This is a genomic window from Pseudomonas sp. TH07 (genome assembly GCF_016651285.1).
Classification (GTDB): domain Bacteria; phylum Pseudomonadota; class Gammaproteobacteria; order Pseudomonadales; family Pseudomonadaceae; genus Aquipseudomonas.
This window is the reverse complement of sequence record NZ_JAEKED010000001.1, coordinates 3,698,167-3,716,897: the sequence shown is the minus strand read 5'-3', so window position 1 is coordinate 3,716,897 and position 18,731 is coordinate 3,698,167. Positions and strand designations below refer to the sequence as shown.

Here is an 18,731-nt window from a genome sequence, read left to right as displayed (position 1 = left end):
CTTAGGCCGTAGCCGATTCGAGGAAATCCTGGGCAAAGCGCTGCAACACGCCGCCCGCCTCATAGATCGATACTTCTTCTGCGGTGTCGAGGCGGCAGGTAACCGGAACTTCCAGTCGCTCGCCGTCACGCCGGTTGATCACCAGGGTCAGGGTCGCGCGCGGCGTACGCTCGCCGATCACGTCGAAGGTCTCGGTGCCGTCGATGCCCAGGGTCTTGCGGTTGGTGCCCGGCAGGAACTCCAGCGGCAACACCCCCATGCCCACCAGGTTGGTGCGGTGGATACGCTCGAAACCTTCGGCAGCAATCGCCTCGACCCCCGCCAGGCGCACGCCCTTGGCCGCCCAGTCGCGGGACGAACCCTGGCCGTAGTCGGCGCCGGCGATGATGATCAGCGGCTGCTTGCGCTGCATGTAGGTTTCGATGGCTTCCCACATCCGCGTGACCTGGCCTTCGGGCTCGATCCGCGCCAGGGAACCCTGCTTGACCTTGCCGTTTTCCTGGACCATTTCATTGAACAGTTTGGGGTTGGCAAAGGTCGCGCGCTGGGCGGTCAGGTGGTCGCCACGGTGGGTGGCGTAGGAGTTGAAGTCCTCTTCCGGCAGGCCCATTTTCGCCAGGTACTCGCCAGCGGCGCTGTCGAGCATGATGGCGTTGGAGGGCGACAGGTGGTCGGTGGTGATGTTGTCCGGCAGCACCGCCAGCGGGCGCATGCCGCTCAGGCTGCGCGCGCCGGCCAGGGCCCCTTCCCAATACGGCGGGCGCCGAATGTAGGTGCTCATCTCGCGCCAGTCGTACAGCGGCTCGACCTTGGGCCCGGTGTCTTCGTGGATGGCGAACATCGGGATGTACACCTGGCGGAACTGCTCCGGCTTGACCGAGGCCTTGACCACCGCGTCGATCTCTTCATCGCTGGGCCAGATGTCCTTGAGCCGCACTTCGTTGCCCTGGGTGTCCAGGCCCAGCACGTCCTTCTCGATATCGAAGCGGATGGTGCCGGCAATCGCATAGGCCACCACCAGCGGCGGCGAGGCGAGGAATGCCTGCTTGGCGTACGGGTGGATACGCCCGTCGAAGTTGCGGTTGCCCGAGAGCACTGCCGTGGCATACAGGTCGCGGTCGATGATCTCTTGCTGGATCACCGGGTCCAGGGCCCCGGACATGCCGTTGCAGGTAGTGCAGGCAAAGGCCACCACGCCGAATCCCAGTTGCTCCAGTTCCTTGGTCAGGCCGGCTTCGTCCAGGTACAGGGCCACGGTTTTCGAGCCCGGCGCCAGGGACGACTTGACCCAGGGCTTGCGGGTCAGGCCCAGCTTGTTGGCGTTGCGCGCGATCAGGCCGGCGGCGATCACGTTGCGCGGGTTGCTGGTGTTGGTGCAACTGGTGATGGCGGCGATGATCACCGCGCCGTCGGGCATCTGCCCCGGCACGTCATCCCACTGGCCGGCAATGCCCTTGGCTGCCAGGTCGCTGGTGGCCACCCGTGCATGGGGGTTGCTGGGACCGGCCATGTTGCGCACCACCGAAGACAGGTCGAACTGCAGGCCACGCTCATAACGCGCGGTCTTCAGACTCTCGGCCCAGAGGCCGGTGTGCCTGGCGTAGCTTTCCACCAGTTGCACCTGCTGCTCTTCGCGGCCGGTGAGTTTCAGGTAGTCGATGGTTTGCTGGTCGATGTAGAACATCGCTGCAGTGGCGCCGTATTCCGGGGCCATGTTGGAGATGGTCGCGCGGTCGCCCAGGGTCAGGGCCGACGCACCTTCACCAAAGAATTCGAGCCAGGCGCCCACCACCTTCTGCTGCCGCAGGAACTCGGTCAGCGCCAGCACCATGTCGGTGGCGGTGATGCCTGGTTGCAGCTTGCCGGTCAGCTCGACGCCGATGATTTCCGGCAGGCGCATCCACGACGCTCGCCCAAGCATCACGCTCTCGGCTTCCAGGCCGCCAACGCCAATCGCGATCACCCCCAGGGCATCCACGTGAGGGGTATGGCTGTCGGTGCCGACGCAGGTATCAGGGAAGGCCACGCCATCGCGCACCTGGATCACCGGGGACATTTTCTCCAGGTTGATCTGGTGCATGATGCCGTTGCCCGGCGGGATCACGTCGACGTTCTTGAACGCCTTCTTGGTCCAGTTGATGAAGTGGAAACGGTCTTCGTTGCGCCGGTCTTCGATGGCGCGGTTCTTCTCGAACGCCTCGGGATCGAAGCCGCCGCGCTCGACCGCCAGGGAATGGTCGACGATCAACTGGGTCGGCACCACCGGGTTGACCAGCGCCGGGTCACCGCCCTGGTCGGCGATCGCGTCGCGCAGGCCAGCCAGGTCCACCAACGCGGTCTGGCCGAGAATGTCGTGGCACACCACCCGCGCGGGGTACCAGGGGAAGTCGAGGTCGCTCTTGCGTTCGATCAGTTGGCGCAGCGAGGCGCTCAAGGTTGCCGGATCGCAGCGGCGTACCAGGTTTTCCGCCAGCACCCGCGAGGTGTACGGCAGGCTGTCATAGGCGCCGGGGGCGATCTGATCGACCGCCGCGCGGGTGTCGAAATAATCCAGGCGGCTGCCGGGCAGCGTTTTGCGAAATTCAGTGTTCATCGTCAGGACTCGGTCACGGTAGTTTCAAAGGAAGCGTGCGGCGCTGCATGGAATGGAAGCCTGCCCCCACGGGACTCCCGGCTCATTCAATATCAGCGCCGACACGCTGCCGGTCAGCGACGCTCGATTGGCACGAACTTGCGCTGTTCAACGCCGATGTATTCGGCGCTTGGACGGATGATGCGGTTGTTGGCCCGCTGCTCGAACACGTGGGCGGCCCAGCCGGTCAGGCGCGAGCAGACAAAGATCGGCGTGAACAGCTTGGTCGGGATGCCCATGAAGTGGTACGCCGAGGCATGGTAGAAGTCGGCGTTGGGGAACAGCTTCTTCTGCTCCCACATGGTCTTGTCGATGGCTTCGGAGACCGGGAACAGCACCTTGTCGCCTACTTCGTCGGCGAGCTTTTTCGACCAGCCCTTGATCACCTCGTTGCGCGGATCGTTGTCCTTATAGATCGCGTGACCGAAGCCCATGATCTTGTCCTTGCGCTCGAGCATGCCGAGGGTGCCCTCGACCGCGGCCTGTGGCGAGCTGAAGCGTTCGATCATCTCCATCGCCGCTTCGTTGGCGCCGCCGTGCAGCGGGCCGCGCAGCGAGCCGATGGCCGCGGTGACGCAGGAATACAGGTCGGACAGGGTCGAGGCGCAGACCCGAGCGGTAAAGGTCGAGGCGTTGAATTCGTGCTCGGCGTAGAGGATCAGCGACACGTTCATGACCTTGACGTGCAACTCGCTAGGCTTCTTGCCATGCAGCAGGTGCAGGAAGTGGCCGCCGATGGAGGGCTCGTCACTCACGCAATCGATGCGTTTTGCATCGTGGCTGAAGCGGTACCAGTAGCACATGATCGCCGGGAATGCGGCCAGCAGGCGGTCGGTGACATCCTGCTGTGCGCTGAAGTCCTTCTCAGGCTCGATATTGCCCAGGAACGAGCAGCCGGTACGCATCACGTCCATCGGGTGGGCGTCGGCCGGGATCCGCTCCAGCACTTCCTTCAGCGCCTGGGGCAGGTCGCGCAGCTTGCCCAGCTTGGCCTGGTAATCCGCCAGTTGGGCCTTGGTGGGCAGTTCGCCGTACAGCAACAGGTAGGCCACTTCTTCGAACTGGGCATCCGCCGCCAGTTCACGCACGTCATAGCCGCGATAGGTCAGGCCGGCGCCCGCCTGGCCCACGGTGGACAGTGCGGTCTGCCCGGCAACCTGGCCACGCAGGCCCGCGCCACTCAATACTTTTGCTTCGGCCATTGCTCTCTCCAATCTTGAATTTGTTAGGGACTTGGCAACTTCATCAACGGTTTGTTCGTGGTTGGCTAATCAACCTTTTTTCTGTGCAAACAGCGCATCGAGTTTTTGCTCGAAGACGTGGTAGTCGATGCGGTCGTACAGCTCCATGCGGGTTTGCATGGTGTCGATCACGTTCTGCTGGGTGCCATCGCGACGGATCGCGGTGAAGACGTTTTCCGCCGCCTTGTTCATGGCGCGGAACGCCGACAGCGGGTACAGCACCAGGGACACGCCCACGGAGCCGAGCTGCTCGGTGGTGTAGAGCGGGGTCGCGCCGAATTCGGTGATATTGGCCAGGATCGGCGCCTTCACCCGATCGGCAAAAATCCGGTACATCTCGAGTTCGGTGATGGCTTCCGGAAACACCATGTCGGCGCCGGCTTCGATGCAGGCGGCGGCGCGATCCAGGGCCGATTCCAGGCCTTCGACCGCCAGGGCGTCGGTGCGCGCCATGATCACGAAGCTGTCATCGGTGCGCGCATCGACGGCGGCCTTGATGCGGTCGACCATTTCCTGCTGCGAGACAATTTCCTTGTTTGGGCGATGGCCGCAGCGCTTGGCGCCAACCTGGTCTTCGATATGGATCGCCGCCGCGCCGAACTTGATCATCGACTTGACGGTGCGCGCCACGTTGAACGCCGAGGAACCGAAGCCGGTGTCCACGTCCACCAGCAATGGCAGGTCGCAGACGTCGGTGATGCGGCGCACGTCGGTCAACACATCATCCAGGCCGGTGATGCCCAGGTCCGGCACGCCCAGGGAGCCGGCAGCCACCCCGCCACCCGATAGGTAGATGGCCTTGAAACCGGCGCGCTGGGCCAGCAGGGCGTGGTTGGCGTTGATGGTGCCGACCACTTGCAAGGGGTGCTCGCTGGCGACCGCCTCACGGAAACGCTGGCCTGGAGTGCTTTTGTTAGTGGAGCTCATGACTCACCTCTCTAGGGCGCGGACTCTGGAAAGTGACGCGCAATGTTGCGTTTGGAGGCGCCGATATGTCGGCGCATCAGTAACTCGGCCAATTCACCGTCGCGGTCGGCGATGGCATCGAGAATACGGTGGTGCTCGGCGAACGCCTGGCGCGGCCGATTGGGCGTGGCGGAAAACTGGATGCGGTACATCCGCACCAGTTGATACAGCTCGCCACAGAGCATTTGCGTGAGGGTGCGGTTGCCGGCGCCCTGGATGATCCGATAGTGGAAGTCGAAATCCCCTTCCTGCTGGTAGTAGCCGACGCCGGCCTGGAAAGCCGCATCGCGCTCGTGGGTATCTAGCACCCGGCGCAGCTCGTCGATTTCCTCGGTGGTCATGCGCTCCGCCGCCAGGCGGCAGGCCATGCCTTCCAGGGATTCACGGATTTCGTAGAGTTCGATCAGCTCGGCGTGGCTCAGGGACACCACCCGCGCGCCGACGTGGGGCACCCGTACCAGCAGGCGCTGCCCTTCGAGGCGATGGATGGCTTCGCGCAACGGGCCGCGGCTGATGCCGTAGGTGCGCGCCAGCTCGGGTTCGGAGATCTTGCTGCCGGGGGCGATCTCGCCCTTGACGATCGCCGCCTGGATGCGCCGGAAAACGTTCTCGGACAAGGTCTCGGAATCGTCCTGAAGCAGAACCGGGGGATCGAGTTGATCCAGCATATTGTCGACACCTTTGAAATCAATGTGACAAAAACTAGCCAATTACCCCATTACAGTCAAAGGAAATATAGACATTGTCGACAATCGTCTAATAACCCTTTGCACCAAAACAACTCAAATGGCCCGCCCCCGGCGCTGGCGCCATAAAACCAGCGTGCTAGAATGCCGCCCGCATTTGCCTGTCATCTTTATATGGCAGGCACACGAGGGAGTTTGCGCAGCAATGCCAGTCGCCTTGAACTGAAGAACCCATGCGACACATCAGGATTTATGAGACTCAAGGCCTTTTCCCTATTGCTCTGCCTCTTGTGCCTGCCCGGCGTGAGCGCTGCCGCCGAAAAGACCGTATACGGTCTCAATGAATACGCAAGGCTGGCCGGTATCGACCTGGAAGTCGCGGCCAAGCTCGACACCGGGGCCAAGACCGCCTCCCTCAGCGCCCGCGACATCAAACGCTTCAAGCGTAATGGCGAGTCCTGGGTGCGTTTCTACCTGGCCATCGATGCCGCCCATTCCCACCCGATCGAACGGCCGCTGGCCCGGGTCAGCAAGATCAAGCGCCGCGCCGGCGACATCGATCCCGAAGACGACAAGAAATACACCTCGCGCCCGGTCATTACCCTTGATGTGTGCATGGGCACGGCCCTGCGCAGCATAGAAGTGAACTTGACCGACCGCAGTGCATTCCAATACCCGCTGCTGATCGGCTCCGAAGCCCTGAAACGCTTCGACGCGCTGGTCGACCCCAGTCTTAAATACGCTGCTGGCAAACCCGCCTGCGCCATCGACGTTCAAACCGCAGAGTAATTCCAATGCGCTCTCTTACCCTTCATCTGAAAGTCCTGATCGCCATCCTGGTGGTGTTGGGTATCTCGATCACGGCCTACCAGATTTTCGTGCTCGGTATTCCGGTGACCGAAGACGCCACCGACGACCTGTGGAACATCGACGCCAAGGTCGAGTTTGTCGCCAACGCCAAGGACCCGATCAAGATCCAGATGTTCGTGCCACCCCTGAGCCGCGATTACGTCAGCCTCAACGAAAGCTTTATCTCCAACAACTACGGGGTCGCGGTGAACCGCGTCGATGGCAACCGCAAGGTCACCTGGTCGGCGCGCCGGGCCAAGGGCAACCAGACCTTGTACTACCGCCTGGTGCTGACCAAGCGCTACACCGGCGAGAAAGCCAAGGTCAAAGGCCCGACCTTCCGTGACAGCATTGCCGTCGAAGGCCCGGAAAAGATCGCTGCCGAAGCCCTGCTCGCACCTATTCGCCAGCACTCGGCCGACGTCGAGACCTTCATTGGCGAAGCCATCAAGCGGGTCAACAACCTCAACGACGACAACGTGAAACTGCTGCTGGCCGGCGACCCGTCCACCCCGCACAAGGCCAAGGTCGTCGAACTGCTGCTGTCCATCGCCCACGTACCGATCGAAAAGGTGCACACCATCCGCCTGGTGGCCGACCAGCCGCAAACTCCGGAGCTGTGGCTGCGCAGCTTCAATGGCAACGATTGGCTGTACTTCAACCCGGAAACCGGTGAACAAGGCCTGCCCACCGACCGCCTGCTGTGGTGGACCGGCGACGACAACCTGATCACCGTCGATGGCGGCAAGAAAGCCAACGTCACCTTCAGCCTCAACAACAGCGAAATGAACGCCATTCGCCTGGCCAAGCTGACCGACGAGAACACCGACGCCAACTTCCTCGAGTATTCGCTGTACGGCCTGCCGCTGCAGACCCAGCAGACCTTCATGATCATGGTGATGATCCCGATTGGCGTGCTGGTGATCCTGATCCTGCGCAACCTGATCGGCCTGCAGACCTTGGGCACCTTCACTCCGGTGCTGATCGCCCTGGCCTTCCGCGAGACCCAGTTGGGCTTTGGCATCGTGCTGTTTACGGTGATTACGGCGCTCGGGCTGTCACTGCGCTCCTACCTCGAACACCTGAAGTTGCAGATGCTGCCGCGGCTGTCGGTGGTGCTGACGTTCGTGGTGGTGCTGATTGCCGCCATCAGCCTGTTCAGCCACAAGCTGGGCCTGGAACGCGGGCTGTCGGTGGCGTTGTTCCCGATGGTGATCCTGACCATGACCATCGAGCGCCTGTCGATCACCTGGGAAGAACGCGGTGGCGGCCATGCCATGAAAGTGGCGATCGGCACGCTGTTCGCAGCCTCCCTGGCGCACTTGATCATGAGCGTGCCGGAGCTTACGTACTTCGTCTTCACCTTCCCGGCGATCCTGCTGATCCTGGTGGGCTTCATGCTGGCCATGGGTCGCTATCGCGGCTACCGCCTGACCGAGCTCGTACGCTTCAAAGCCTTCGTCAAGGCTGACTCCTGATGTTCGGCCTGTGGAAGACCTGGAAAGCCCTGGAAGCGCGGGGAATCATGGGCATCAATCGGCGTAACGCCGATTACGTGCTCAAGTACAACAAGCGCAGCCTGTACCCGATCGTGGATGACAAGATCATCACCAAGGAACGGGCGATCAAGGCCGGCATCCATGTGCCGGAGCTGTACGGGGTGATCTCCACCGAGAAGGAAATCGACAAGCTCGACGAAATCATCGCCGGGCGCAGCGACTTCGTGATCAAGCCGGCCCAGGGCGCCGGCGGTGACGGCATCATCGTGATTGCCGACCGTTTCGAGGGCCGTTATCGCACGGTGTCGGGCAAGATCATCAGCCACGAGGAGATCGAGCACCATATCTCCAGCATTCTCACCGGCCTGTATTCCCTGGGCGGCCACCGCGACCGTGCACTGATCGAATACCGGGTGACCCCGGACCAGATTTTCAAGAGCATCAGCTACGAGGGTGTGCCGGACATCCGCATCATCGTGCTCATGGGCTACCCGGTAATGGCCATGCTGCGCCTGCCGACCCGCCAGTCCGGGGGCAAGGCCAACCTGCACCAGGGCGCCATCGGCGTCGGTGTCGACCTGGCCACCGGCCTGACCCTGCGCGGCACCTGGCTGAACAACATCATTACCAAGCACCCGGACACCACCAACGCGGTGGACGGCGTGCAACTGCCCTACTGGGACGGTTTCATGAAGCTCGCGGCGGGCTGCTACGAGCTGTGCGGCCTGGGTTACATCGGCGTGGACATGGTCCTGGACCAGGAAAAAGGCCCGCTGATCCTCGAACTCAACGCCCGCCCCGGCCTCAACATCCAGATCGCCAACGACTGTGGCCTGACCTTGCGCACCCATGCGGTCGAGGCGCGCCTGGAAGAGCTGAAGGCACGCGGCATCGAAGAAAGCGTCGAAGACCGGGTGAAATTCGCCCAGGAACTGTTCGGCCATATTCCGCCGGTCGAAGGCTAGGCCTGTCGCCGCGGCTACCGCTCTCTGTAGCCGCCGCCAAAGGCTCGGGCCGCGTTCGGACGCCGGCTGGCAAAGGCAGCGCAAAAATGTCACCCCTCCTTAAACCACCGCACGCCGAATACGCCACGAACGCCGCAATCGCCGACATCCCTCTAGGAGCAACCCTGGCAGAGGACTACAATCGCCAGCCGCGCTTCGATGACTGATCTGCCCCGCATGCCAACCTGTTCCGTACACCCACTGCCCTACCGCGCCGACCCTGCCGCCTACTTTGCAGCGATTCAGCATGCCCCGGGGGCCGTGCTGCTCGACAGCGGCCGCCCGAGTGCCGAGCGCGGTCGCTACGACCTGCTCAGCGCCTGGCCCCTGGCTGAATTGACGGTGCAGGCCGGTGAAAGCGGGGCCGAGTTCCTGCAACGCCTGCGCAGCAGCCTCCAGCAACTGGGCCCGGCCGACCTTCCTGCCCCCTGCCAACTGCCCTTTGCCGGCGGCTTGATCGGCTACCTCAGCTACGACTTCGGCCGGCGACTGGAGCGCCTGCCCAGCCAGGCCGCGGACGACCTGCATCTGCCGGACGCACGCCTGGGCCTGTACCCCTGGGCCCTGATCAGCGACCACCAGCAAGCCAGCAGCCAACTGGTGTTCCACCCCAGCCTCGGCGACGACCAGCGACAACGCTTGATCGACCTGTTCAGCCAAGCGCCGTCTCCTACCGTGGACCGCTTCACCCTGACCGGCACCATGACCGCCGACCTCAGCGCCGAGGACTACCGCCAGGCGTTCCAGCGTATCCAGCAGTACATCCAGGCCGGCGATTGTTACCAGGTGAACTTTGCCCAACGCTTTCGCGCCGGATGCCAGGGCGACCCCTGGAGCGCTTACCGCGCACTGCGCCTGGCCTGCCCGACGCCGTTCTCGGGTTTTCAGCGCCTGCCTGATGGCGGCGCGGTGCTCAGCCTGTCGCCGGAGCGCTTTGTCAAAGTCAGCCAGGGCCAGGTCGAGACCCGCCCGATCAAAGGCACCCGACCCCGCAGCCAGGACGCCAGCGAAGACGCGGCCAACGCCGCCGAACTGCTGGCCAGCCCCAAGGACCGTGCGGAAAACCTGATGATCGTCGACCTGCTGCGCAATGACCTGGGGCGCACCTGCCGGCTCGGCTCGGTGCGCGTTCCGGAGTTGTTCAGCCTCGAGAGCTACCCCAATGTGCATCACCTGGTGAGCAGCGTTACCGGTGAGCTGGCCACGGGCAAAGATGCCCTGGACCTGATTGCCGGCAGCTTCCCGGGCGGCTCGATCACCGGCGCGCCGAAGATCCGCTCGATGCAGATCATCGACGAGCTGGAACCGACCCGGCGCGGCCTGTATTGCGGTTCATTGCTGTACCTGGACGTACGCGGGGAAATGGACAGCTCGATCGCCATCCGCAGCCTGCTGGTCAAGGACGGGCAGGTGTGCTGCTGGGGCGGCGGCGGAATAGTCGCCGATTCGGATTGCGAGGAGGAATACCAGGAGTCCATCACCAAGGTCCGAGTCCTGCTGGAAACCCTGCAAAACCTTTGAATTCGGCAGCCGCTAAACGCCGTGGGCCGTCAGGTGGATAAATATTGCCAGAGATCACCAGCGCCGCCTGCGGCAGCAGCTACACCGTTGTAGCCGCTGCCGAAGGCGACGCTGGCCGGGACAGACGCCGGAATTCCCTCGGCGATTACAGACTCAGCGCCCGATTCGAGGCCTTGATGAACTCCTGCTTCAACTCGGCAAAAGTGTGCACGGCCGGGAATTGCGGGAACTCGCGGATCACATTGTCCGGTGCATGGAACAGAATCCCCGCATCCGCCTCGCCCAGCATGGTGGTGTCGTTGTACGAATCCCCCGCGGCAATCACCCGGTAGTACAGACTCTTGAACGCCAGCACCGATTGACGCTTGGGGTCTTTCTGGCGCAGTTGATAGCTGCTGACCCGCCCTGTGTCATCCGTGATCAGACGGTGGCAGAGCAGCGTCGGGAAGCCCAGTTGGCGCATCAACGGCTGCGAGAACTCGTAAAAAGTGTCAGAGAGAATCACCACCTGAAACCGCTCGCGCAGCCAGTTGACGAACTCCACTGCGCCGTCGAGCGGCTTGAGGGTGGCGATCACTTCCTGGATGTCGGACAGCTTCAGGCCGTGCTCGTCGAGAATCCGCAGGCGTTGCTTCATCAACACGTCGTAATCGGGAATATCCCGCGTGGTTGCCTTGAGGGATTCAATCCCGGTTTTTTCGGCAAAGGCGATCCAGATTTCCGGGACCAGCACACCTTCCAGATCGAGACAGGCAATTTCCACAAGACACTCCCATTTGTATTGGTTATTGAGTTGAGCGAGCAAAAGGACTGGCGAACTCTAGCGATTCGCCCTGAGAGGTGCAACGCAGAGGAGCGCGCCAGGGCCGGCCGGTTTTTGTTAAGATCGCCCCCCTATAGAGCGCACAGCGCCACCGACCTGTAGGAAAACGCCCTGATGAGCCAACCGTTCGACGTCGCTGAACTCGCCGCGACCTATGCCAACAAGTCCCCCCAGGACATCCTCAAGCTGGCATTTGCCCATTTCGGCGATGACCTGTGGATCTCCTTCAGCGGCGCCGAAGACGTGGTGCTGGTGGACATGGCCTGGAAACTCAACAAGAACGTCAAAGTCTTCAGCCTCGACACCGGGCGCCTGCACCCGGAGACCTATCGCTTCATCGATCAGGTGCGTGAGCACTACAAGATCGAGATCGAACTGATTTCGCCGGACCACAGCAAGCTCGAACCCTTCGTCAAGGAAAAGGGCTTGTTCAGCTTCTACAAGGACGGTCACGGCGAATGCTGCGGCATCCGCAAGATCGAGCCCCTGCGGCGCAAACTGTCCACCGTCAGCGCCTGGGCCACCGGCCAGCGCCGCGACCAGAGCCCGGGTACCCGCAGCCAGGTGGCGGCACTGGAACTCGACGGCGCGTTCTCGACCCCGGAGCGCCCGCTGTACAAGTTCAACCCGCTAGCCCAGATGAGCAGTGAAGAAGTCTGGGGTTACATCCGCATGCTCGAACTGCCCTACAACAGCCTGCACGAGCGCGGCTTCATCAGCATCGGCTGTGAACCCTGCACCCGCCCGGTACTGCCTAACCAGCACGAGCGCGAAGGCCGCTGGTGGTGGGAAGAAGCCACGCAAAAAGAGTGCGGCCTGCACGCCGGCAATATCATCAGCAAGGCCTGATTCACACGGCGGCGCCGGCCCTGAAAAGAGCCGGCGACCCAGGCCGGCGAGAGCGCCGCCCGCCCCCTCCGCAACGTCCCCTCTCCCCTGGCCGCCGCGACCGCGCTGAACACCGGCCATGTTGCGGAGCGCCCACGGCCAAAATCCTGTACACACTCCATGTCACCATCGGTGTCATTCCTGTATGCACTTCACAATAAACCGCCCATAAAAGTTACATCCAACGCTTTATTAAAAGTAAGGCTGATGGCTGTATGACGACTTATAAAAATAAATAGCTGTTCAATTGGTCAACTTATAACTGTTCAAATTCATAAAGTTATAAATTGAACAGATAAAAAGGAAATTAAAACCCGGCGATATAGATAAATATCTGGCACAGAAGTGGCTTAAGTGAATTCGTGTTTTGTATACAATTATTACAAAACATACATACACTTTATATCCGCAAGCCTGTCCAGCGAGCCAGGCTGCAGATGCCCCGAACCCAGTGACTTACGGGGCCTTGCGACGAAGATTGTCGAGCATGAGCTCAAGCACAGTCATCGCGGGCCTCGCAGTCAGGAGCCTGCCGGAATGCGTACAAATACCTCTAACAACATCGCACTCGAACTGCCCTCCTCGCGCCCCTCGACCTACCCTGACCCGTCCCCTGGAGCATTGCCGGCCCTGAGCCCACGCCTGCACAACAAAGACCTGGCGCCCACCAGAATCGAAGGCCGGCGTTGGGGTCGCTACAGCATCTTTGCCCTGTGGACCAACGATGTGCACAACATCGCCAACTACTCCTTCGCCATCGGGCTCTACGCCCTGGGCCTGGGCGGCTGGCAGATCCTGCTGTCGCTGGGGATCGGCGCGGCGCTGGTGTACTTCTTCATGAACCTCTCCGGCTACATGGGGCAAAAGACCGGTGTGCCCTTCCCGGTGATCAGCCGCATCAGTTTCGGTATCCACGGCGCGCAGATTCCGGCGCTGATCCGAGCGGTCATCGCCATTGCCTGGTTCGGCATCCAGACCTACCTGGCGTCGGTGGTCTTTCGCGTGTTGCTGATCGCCATCCACCCGGGGTTTGCCGAGTATGACCAACAGCTGATCCTCGGCCTGTCGGGCCTGGGTTGGGCCTGCTTCGTGGTGATCTGGCTGGTGCAGTTGGTGATTCTGGCCTACGGCATGGAAATGGTCCGGCGCTATGAAGGGTTTGCCGGGCCGGTGATTCTGCTGACCGTCGCCGCCCTGGCCCTCTGGATGTACACCCAGGCCGACGCGCGCATTGCCTGGTCGATCCGCGAGCCCCTGAGCGGCGGCGAGATGTGGCGCCAGATCTTTGCCGGTGGCGCGTTGTGGCTGGCAATCTACGGCACCCTGATTCTCAACTTCTGCGACTTCGCCCGCTCGTCGCCCTGCCGCAGGACCATCCTGGTGGGCAACTTCTGGGGCCTGCCGGTGAACATCCTGGTGTTTGCCGTCATTACCGTGGTGCTCTGCGGCGCGCAGTTCCAGATCAACGGACGGGTGATTGAAAGCCCCACCGAAATCATTGCCTCGATTCCCAACACCGGGTTCCTGGTCCTGGGTTGCCTGGCCTTCCTGATTGTCACCGTGGCGGTGAACATCATGGCCAACTTCGTCGCCCCGGCTTTCGTCCTCAGCAACCTGGCGCCCAAGTACCTGACCTTCCGCCGCGCCGGGCTGATCAGCGCCGCCATCGCGGTCCTGATCCTGCCGTGGAACCTCTACAACAGCCCGCTGGTAATCGTGTACTTCCTGTCCGGGCTCGGCGCCCTGCTGGGGCCGCTGTACGGCGTGATCATGGTCGACTACTGGCTGGTGCGCAAAGGCCGGATCAACGTGCCCGAGCTCTACAGCGAAGACCCGCAAGGCGCGTACTTCTATAGCCGCGGGGTCAACCTGAGGGCCGTGGCGGCCTTCGTTCCCGCCGCGCTGATCGCCATTGTCCTGGCGCTGATGCCGGGGTTTGCCAGCGTCTCGCCCTTCTCCTGGCTGTTTGGCGCCGGGATCGCCGCCCTGCTGTACCTGCTGATCGCCCGGCGCGAGGCCTTTTACGCCGACATCAGCGGCGAATCCATCGCGGTCGACAACGTCAGCCACTGACCGCTAGCCGGCCGTCACAACGGCCCCCTTGAAGCAAACGTGCAAGGAATGTTCATGCGTATTCTCGTGATCAACGTCAACACCACCGACTCCATCACCCAGGCCATCGCCCGCCAGGCCCAAAGCGTGGCGGCCCCCGGCACCGAGATCGTCGGCCTGACCCCGTACTTCGGCGCCGAATCGGTCGAAGGCAATTTCGAAAGCTACCTGGCTGCCATCGCGGTGATGGACCGGGTGCTGGCCTACGACCAGCCCTATGACGCGGTGATCCAGGCCGGCTATGGCGAACACGGCCGCGAAGGCCTGCAGGAACTGCTCAATGTGCCAGTGGTGGACATCACCGACGCCGCCGCCAGTACAGCGATGTTCCTGGGCCACGCCTACTCGGTGGTGACCACCCTGGACCGCACCGTGCCGCTGATCGAAGACCGGCTCAAGCTCTCCGGCCTCTACGACCGTTGCGCCTCGGTACGGGCCAGCGGCCTGGCGGTACTGGAGCTGGAACAGGACCCACAGCGCGCGGTGCAGGCCATCGTGCGCCAGGCGGAGCTGGCGGTCAGCGAAGACAAGGCCGAGGTCATCTGTCTGGGTTGCGGCGGCATGGCCGGTCTCGACGAGCAGATTCGCCAGCGCACCGGCGTGCCCGTGGTGGATGGGGTAACGGCGGCGGTGACCATCGCCGAGTCCCTGGTGCGGCTCGGGCTGTCCACCTCCAAGGTGCGCACCTACGCCACGCCGCGCCCCAAGACCATTGTCGGCTGGCCGCTGCGCTTCGGGCGCTGAGTGGCATGACGCTTGGGCCGGCCCCGGCTTCGGGGCCGGCCATCACACCGCGCTGAATGCCTGCGCCAACCCCTGCTCGGCGAACTGCTCAAGCACAAAGTCGACAAAGGCCCGGGTCTTGCCCGGCAGCAGCTTGTGCTCGGCGTAATAGATCGAGGTAAAGCCGTCATCCACGTACCAGTCCGGCAACACCCGCTGCAAGGCACCGGAACGCAGGTAGTTGACGGCAAACGGCATGCTGACCAGCGCCACCCCCAAACCCTGAGCGGCCGCAATGCACGCCGCCTGGGAGTCGCTCATGGTCATGCCGGCCTTGAGTTCCAGAGGCTGCATGGCCCCGGCACGCCCGGTCAGTTGCCAGGTGCGGATTCGTCCGGTCTGTGGCGAGCGAATCAGGATCCCCCGGCAATGGTGCAGGTCTTCGGGCTGGTCAATGGCTGCGCAGCCTTGCAGGTAACCCGCACTGGCCACCAGCACGCGATGGGCCGGTGACAATTTGCGCGCGACGACCCCCTGGGGCAACTCGAAGCCACCGCCGATGGCCGCATCGAAGCCCTGGCCGATCAGATCCACCTGCCGGTTGTCAAAATGCCAGTCCGGGTGGATTTCCGGGTAACGCTGCAGAAACTCCCCCAGCATCGGCACGATGTACAGACAGCCAAAGACCGTGCCCACACTGACCTTGAGCGTACCGGCCGGACGCCCCTGGGCATTGGCCAAGGTACTCACGGCATTCTGGATGGTCTGCAGGCTGTCGCTGACTTCAGCAAGAAACAGGCGCCCGGCTTCGGTCAGCGTCAGGCGCCGGGTGCTGCGCTGGAACAATCTGACCCCAAGCCGGGCTTCCAGCTTGGCTACACTCTTGCCGACCGCGGCGGGGGTCAGGCCCAGCCGCCGTGCAGCTTCGGCAAAACTCCCGACTTCGGCACTGCGGACAAAACATTCGATGCTGCTGAAGGCTTCCATTAGCGGCGACTCTAAACTTTTGGTTTACACAGAGTATAGGGATTACCCGCTACACAGCTGCTAATCAGCGGTCGATACTCGGCTCCATTCACAAGGCAACCCGCCTTGAACTTCAGGAGAACGACATGAACACCTCATCCCTCAACGGCAAAGTGGCCCTGATCCAGGGCGGTTCCCGCGGCATCGGCGCCGCCATCGTCAAACGCCTGGCCGCCGAAGGCGCAGTGGTTGCCTTCACCTACGTCAGCTCGACCGCCAAGGCTGAAGAGCTGCAGAACGCGATCATTGCCAGTGGCGGCAAGGCCCTGGCGATCAAGGCCGACAGCGCCGACGCAGCCGCCATTCGCCAGGCTGTCAACCATACCGTCGAGACCTTTGGCCGCCTGGACATCCTGGTCAACAACGCCGGGGTGCTGGCCGTAGCACCTCTGGAGGATTTCAAACTCGAAGATTTCGACCAGACCCTGGCCATCAACGTGCGCAGCGTGTTTATCGCCACCCAGGAAGCCGCCCGCCACATGGGCCAGGGCGGACGCATCATCAACATCGGCAGCACCAATGCCGATCGCATGCCCTTCGCCGGCGGCGGCCCGTATGCCATGAGCAAGGCTGCGCTGGTGGGCCTGACCAAGGGCCTGGCCCGCGACTTGGGTCCGCAAGGCATCACCATCAATAACGTGCAACCCGGCCCGGTAGACACCGACATGAACCCGGCCGACAGCGATTTCGCCGAATCCCTGATGGGCTACATGGCGGTCGGCCGCTACGGCAAGGTTGAAGAGATCGCCAGTTTCGTCGCCTACCTGGCCGGCCCTGAAGCGGCCTACATCACCGGGGCCAGCCTGACCATCGACGGTGGTTTCGGCGCCTGATCCGCCAGCCACACAAAAACGCCGGGCAACCCTGTCATCAGGTTGCCCGGCGCTTTGCTGTCACGCGGTCACGCGGCGTTGATCGGTGTCACGCCCATTGCAGCGAAGGCAAGCCGCAGGCGCCGGGCTGGAACGCTTTCAGCGAACGGATAATGGCATCGGCATGGGCATAGCGCTCATCAGCCATGGCCGGGTCCGGTACCGCAATCGCGGTCATGCCGGCGGCCTTGGCGGCGGTCACGCCAAACGGCGAATCCTCGAACACCAGGCAATCTTGCGGCGCCACCCCCAGTCGCCGAGCGGCGGTGAGGAAGATATCCGGCGCCGGCTTGGCCGCGCCAACCTCGGGGTCATCGGCAGTGACCACGGTGTCGAACAGGGCGAACCAGTCCGTATGCAGCGTGGTTTTCTGGCCGAAGGACTGGCGTGACGAACTGGTGCCCACGGCAATCGGCACCTTATGCGCCTTCAGATGCTGCACCAGCTCCCGGGCGCCCGGCATGGCCAGGGCACGGGGGAAACGCTCGCGCATCAGCGGTTCGCGGATGACCAGGAACTCCTCGGCGCTGATCGGCAGCTCCAGTGCTTCGACCACATAGCGCGCCAGGTCACCGGCGCCACGGCCAATGATGTTCTGTTTGATGCTCCAGTCGAACGTGCGACCGTAGCGATCGGCAATCAGCTGGGTGACCTCGGTGTAAATGCCCTCGGTGTCCAGCAGCAATCCATCCATATCGAAAATAACGGCCTTGATCGGGCCCAATTCATTCAACCGTGCATTCATCGCGTCTGCTCCGTTAACAAAAAACATCCGGGGAGCGGCTCAGGTACGCCCAGTTTTTTGCTCGATTAATGGGTTCAGCAGCATAGCGGCGTGCACGGGCCAGGGGCAACGGGCAGTGATTCTCGGGCGCGGTGAAAAGCGCCACGGAGGGCGGCGCGACGGGCGGCTCAACGCCAAGGGCGGGGGCGAATCTCAGTAACTGTCGTCGGGATCCGGCTCGTCGTCTTCATCCAGCGCTTCGTCGGCGTCGTTGAGTGGCACCTGCGCATCATCCATCAGCGAACCCGGATCTTCGTTGCCCGGATCGTTGATAAAGGGCAGTCCGCTTGGGCCTTTCTCTTCATTGCCTGCAGTTTCGGGGGTCATGGCAGTCTCGATTTTCGCGGGGGAGGTAAAATTTCGAATCGAAAAACCGCAAAACGTTCAACCCTAAAAAAGCCCGGCAAATTGCCGGGCTTTTCAACGACCGCTGATGCTCAACGATGTTTGTGCTTGTGACCCTTGTTACCCATGCTGCTGCCCAGCGCGCCACCGGCTGCGCCACCCAGGCCGGCACCGATATTCGAACCGGTACTGCCGCCCAGCTTGCTGCCGATGACCGAACCGCCCGCCGATCCGATACCGCCGCCTACCGCAGCCTGGACCCGGCTACCCTTGCGCGCGCCCACGGCACTGCCGGCCGCACCCGCTACACCGGCGCCGATCGCCGCGCCAGTGCTGCCACCCATCTGCTGGCCGACCACATTACCCAAGACGCCACCCAGGCCGCCGCCAATCGCCGCAGTGCCGTCGCCAGCCATCGCACCTTGAGCGACCAGAAGCCCTACAACCAGAGCAGGCAGTGTTAAACGCATGACATAAACCTCAAAAAAAGAAGATCGAAGACCCACGTGCAGATCGGAATGGGCGCACGACAGAGCGCCCCACACCTGATATCGCGTGAGTTGGACAGCTTATACACAAAGAGTTTTAAGACAGGCAAAAAAAAGCCCGCTGGGGTAACGGGCCAATGGATTGCTTTCTAACGGATGAGCTGAGCCTACTGCCCCGGATGTGAAGATTATGTGAAAAAACGCCGCCGCCCTATCCCACACGATTCAATCCGCCGCAGCCCCTCCCCAACCCGCCCAATAAAAAGCCCCGC

17 protein-coding genes are annotated in these 18,731 nt (G+C 62.6%); 8 read left to right on the top strand and 9 right to left on the bottom strand.

What is annotated here, in order from left to right; genetic code table 11:
- Nucleotide 1: 1 nt before the first annotated feature.
- The 4 genes from acnD to JFU57_RS17310 all read right to left on the bottom strand — a co-directional run bounded on the left by acnD (nt 2) and on the right by JFU57_RS17310 (nt 5,507).
- Nucleotides 2–2,593 (bottom strand): Fe/S-dependent 2-methylisocitrate dehydratase AcnD, encoded by a 2,592-nt coding sequence (gene acnD, locus JFU57_RS17325; RefSeq protein WP_078471141.1) that lies wholly within the window; start codon nt 2,591–2,593, stop codon nt 2–4.
- A gap of 113 nt (nt 2,594–2,706) precedes the next feature.
- On the bottom strand, nt 2,707–3,834 hold the full coding sequence (gene prpC / locus JFU57_RS17320) for a bifunctional 2-methylcitrate synthase/citrate synthase (RefSeq protein WP_201130169.1): 1,128 nt from the start codon (nt 3,832–3,834) through the stop codon (nt 2,707–2,709).
- Between the two features lie 69 nt (nt 3,835–3,903).
- Nucleotides 3,904–4,800: a methylisocitrate lyase gene (prpB, locus tag JFU57_RS17315; RefSeq protein WP_020300339.1), complete on the bottom strand. Its 897-nt coding sequence runs from the start codon at nt 4,798–4,800 to the stop codon at nt 3,904–3,906.
- An 11-nt stretch (nt 4,801–4,811) separates the two neighbouring features.
- The gene (locus tag JFU57_RS17310) at nt 4,812–5,507 is read right to left on the bottom strand and encodes a GntR family transcriptional regulator (RefSeq protein ID WP_078471138.1); all 696 of its coding nucleotides are present in this window, start codon (nt 5,505–5,507) and stop codon (nt 4,812–4,814) included.
- Nucleotides 5,508–5,777: 270 nt separating this feature from the next.
- Between JFU57_RS17310 and rloA the strand changes: the two genes are divergently transcribed.
- From rloA to pabB, 4 genes are all read left to right on the top strand, one after another.
- Nucleotides 5,778–6,314 carry a retropepsin-like aspartic peptidase RloA gene (gene rloA / locus JFU57_RS17305; RefSeq protein ID WP_020300337.1) on the top strand — a complete coding sequence of 179 codons (537 nt, stop codon included), beginning with the start codon at nt 5,778–5,780 and terminating at the stop codon, nt 6,312–6,314.
- Between the two features lie 5 nt (nt 6,315–6,319).
- The gene (rloB, locus tag JFU57_RS17300; protein WP_201130167.1) at nt 6,320–7,852 is read left to right on the top strand and encodes an osmotic stress tolerance membrane protein RloB; all 1,533 of its coding nucleotides are present in this window, start codon (nt 6,320–6,322) and stop codon (nt 7,850–7,852) included.
- On the top strand, nt 7,852–8,838 hold the full coding sequence (locus tag JFU57_RS17295) for an alpha-L-glutamate ligase-like protein (protein WP_020300335.1): 987 nt from the start codon (nt 7,852–7,854) through the stop codon (nt 8,836–8,838). The genes rloB and JFU57_RS17295 overlap by 1 nt, the downstream gene beginning before the upstream one ends.
- 216 nt (nt 8,839–9,054) lie before the next feature.
- Nucleotides 9,055–10,398: an aminodeoxychorismate synthase component I gene (gene pabB, locus JFU57_RS17290; RefSeq protein ID WP_201132137.1), complete on the top strand. Its 1,344-nt coding sequence runs from the start codon at nt 9,055–9,057 to the stop codon at nt 10,396–10,398.
- A 145-nt stretch (nt 10,399–10,543) separates the two neighbouring features.
- Here the strand turns inward: pabB and thrH are convergent, their stop codons facing one another.
- Nucleotides 10,544–11,161 (bottom strand): bifunctional phosphoserine phosphatase/homoserine phosphotransferase ThrH, encoded by a 618-nt coding sequence (gene thrH, locus JFU57_RS17285; protein WP_020300333.1) that lies wholly within the window; start codon nt 11,159–11,161, stop codon nt 10,544–10,546.
- A gap of 174 nt (nt 11,162–11,335) precedes the next feature.
- Here thrH and JFU57_RS17280 point away from each other — a divergent pair, with 174 nt between their 5' ends.
- The 3 genes from JFU57_RS17280 (at nt 11,336) to JFU57_RS17270 (ending at nt 14,965) form a co-directional block, all read left to right on the top strand.
- The gene (locus tag JFU57_RS17280) at nt 11,336–12,070 is read left to right on the top strand and encodes a phosphoadenylyl-sulfate reductase (protein ID WP_020300332.1); all 735 of its coding nucleotides are present in this window, start codon (nt 11,336–11,338) and stop codon (nt 12,068–12,070) included.
- Nucleotides 12,071–12,646: 576 nt separating this feature from the next.
- Entirely contained in the window at nt 12,647–14,182 is a 1,536-nt protein-coding gene (locus JFU57_RS17275) for an NCS1 family nucleobase:cation symporter-1 (RefSeq protein WP_201130165.1), read from the top strand.
- 54 nt (nt 14,183–14,236) lie between these two features.
- Nucleotides 14,237–14,965 carry an aspartate/glutamate racemase family protein gene (locus JFU57_RS17270; protein WP_078471135.1) on the top strand — a complete coding sequence of 243 codons (729 nt, stop codon included), beginning with the start codon at nt 14,237–14,239 and terminating at the stop codon, nt 14,963–14,965.
- A gap of 42 nt (nt 14,966–15,007) precedes the next feature.
- Here JFU57_RS17270 and JFU57_RS17265 read toward each other — a convergent pair whose 3' ends face one another.
- Nucleotides 15,008–15,931, bottom strand: coding sequence for a LysR family transcriptional regulator (locus JFU57_RS17265; RefSeq protein ID WP_078471134.1), 924 nt, complete (start codon nt 15,929–15,931; stop codon nt 15,008–15,010).
- 125 nt (nt 15,932–16,056) lie between these two features.
- Between JFU57_RS17265 and JFU57_RS17260 the strand changes: the two genes are divergently transcribed.
- Nucleotides 16,057–16,803: a 3-oxoacyl-ACP reductase family protein gene (locus JFU57_RS17260; RefSeq protein WP_201130164.1), complete on the top strand. Its 747-nt coding sequence runs from the start codon at nt 16,057–16,059 to the stop codon at nt 16,801–16,803.
- Nucleotides 16,804–16,891: 88 nt separating this feature from the next.
- On the opposite strand, the gene JFU57_RS17255 is transcribed toward JFU57_RS17260, so the two are convergent.
- From JFU57_RS17255 to JFU57_RS17245, 3 genes are all read right to left on the bottom strand, one after another.
- A complete protein-coding gene (locus JFU57_RS17255) occupies nt 16,892–17,587 on the bottom strand; it encodes an HAD-IA family hydrolase (RefSeq protein ID WP_078471132.1) in 696 nt (231 codons plus the stop codon).
- Between the two features lie 192 nt (nt 17,588–17,779).
- A complete protein-coding gene (locus JFU57_RS17250) occupies nt 17,780–17,953 on the bottom strand; it encodes a hypothetical protein (RefSeq protein WP_178102954.1) in 174 nt (57 codons plus the stop codon).
- Nucleotides 17,954–18,063: 110 nt separating this feature from the next.
- Nucleotides 18,064–18,441: a hypothetical protein gene (locus tag JFU57_RS17245; protein WP_043230875.1), complete on the bottom strand. Its 378-nt coding sequence runs from the start codon at nt 18,439–18,441 to the stop codon at nt 18,064–18,066.
- Between the last annotated feature and the right edge of the window lie 290 nt (nt 18,442–18,731).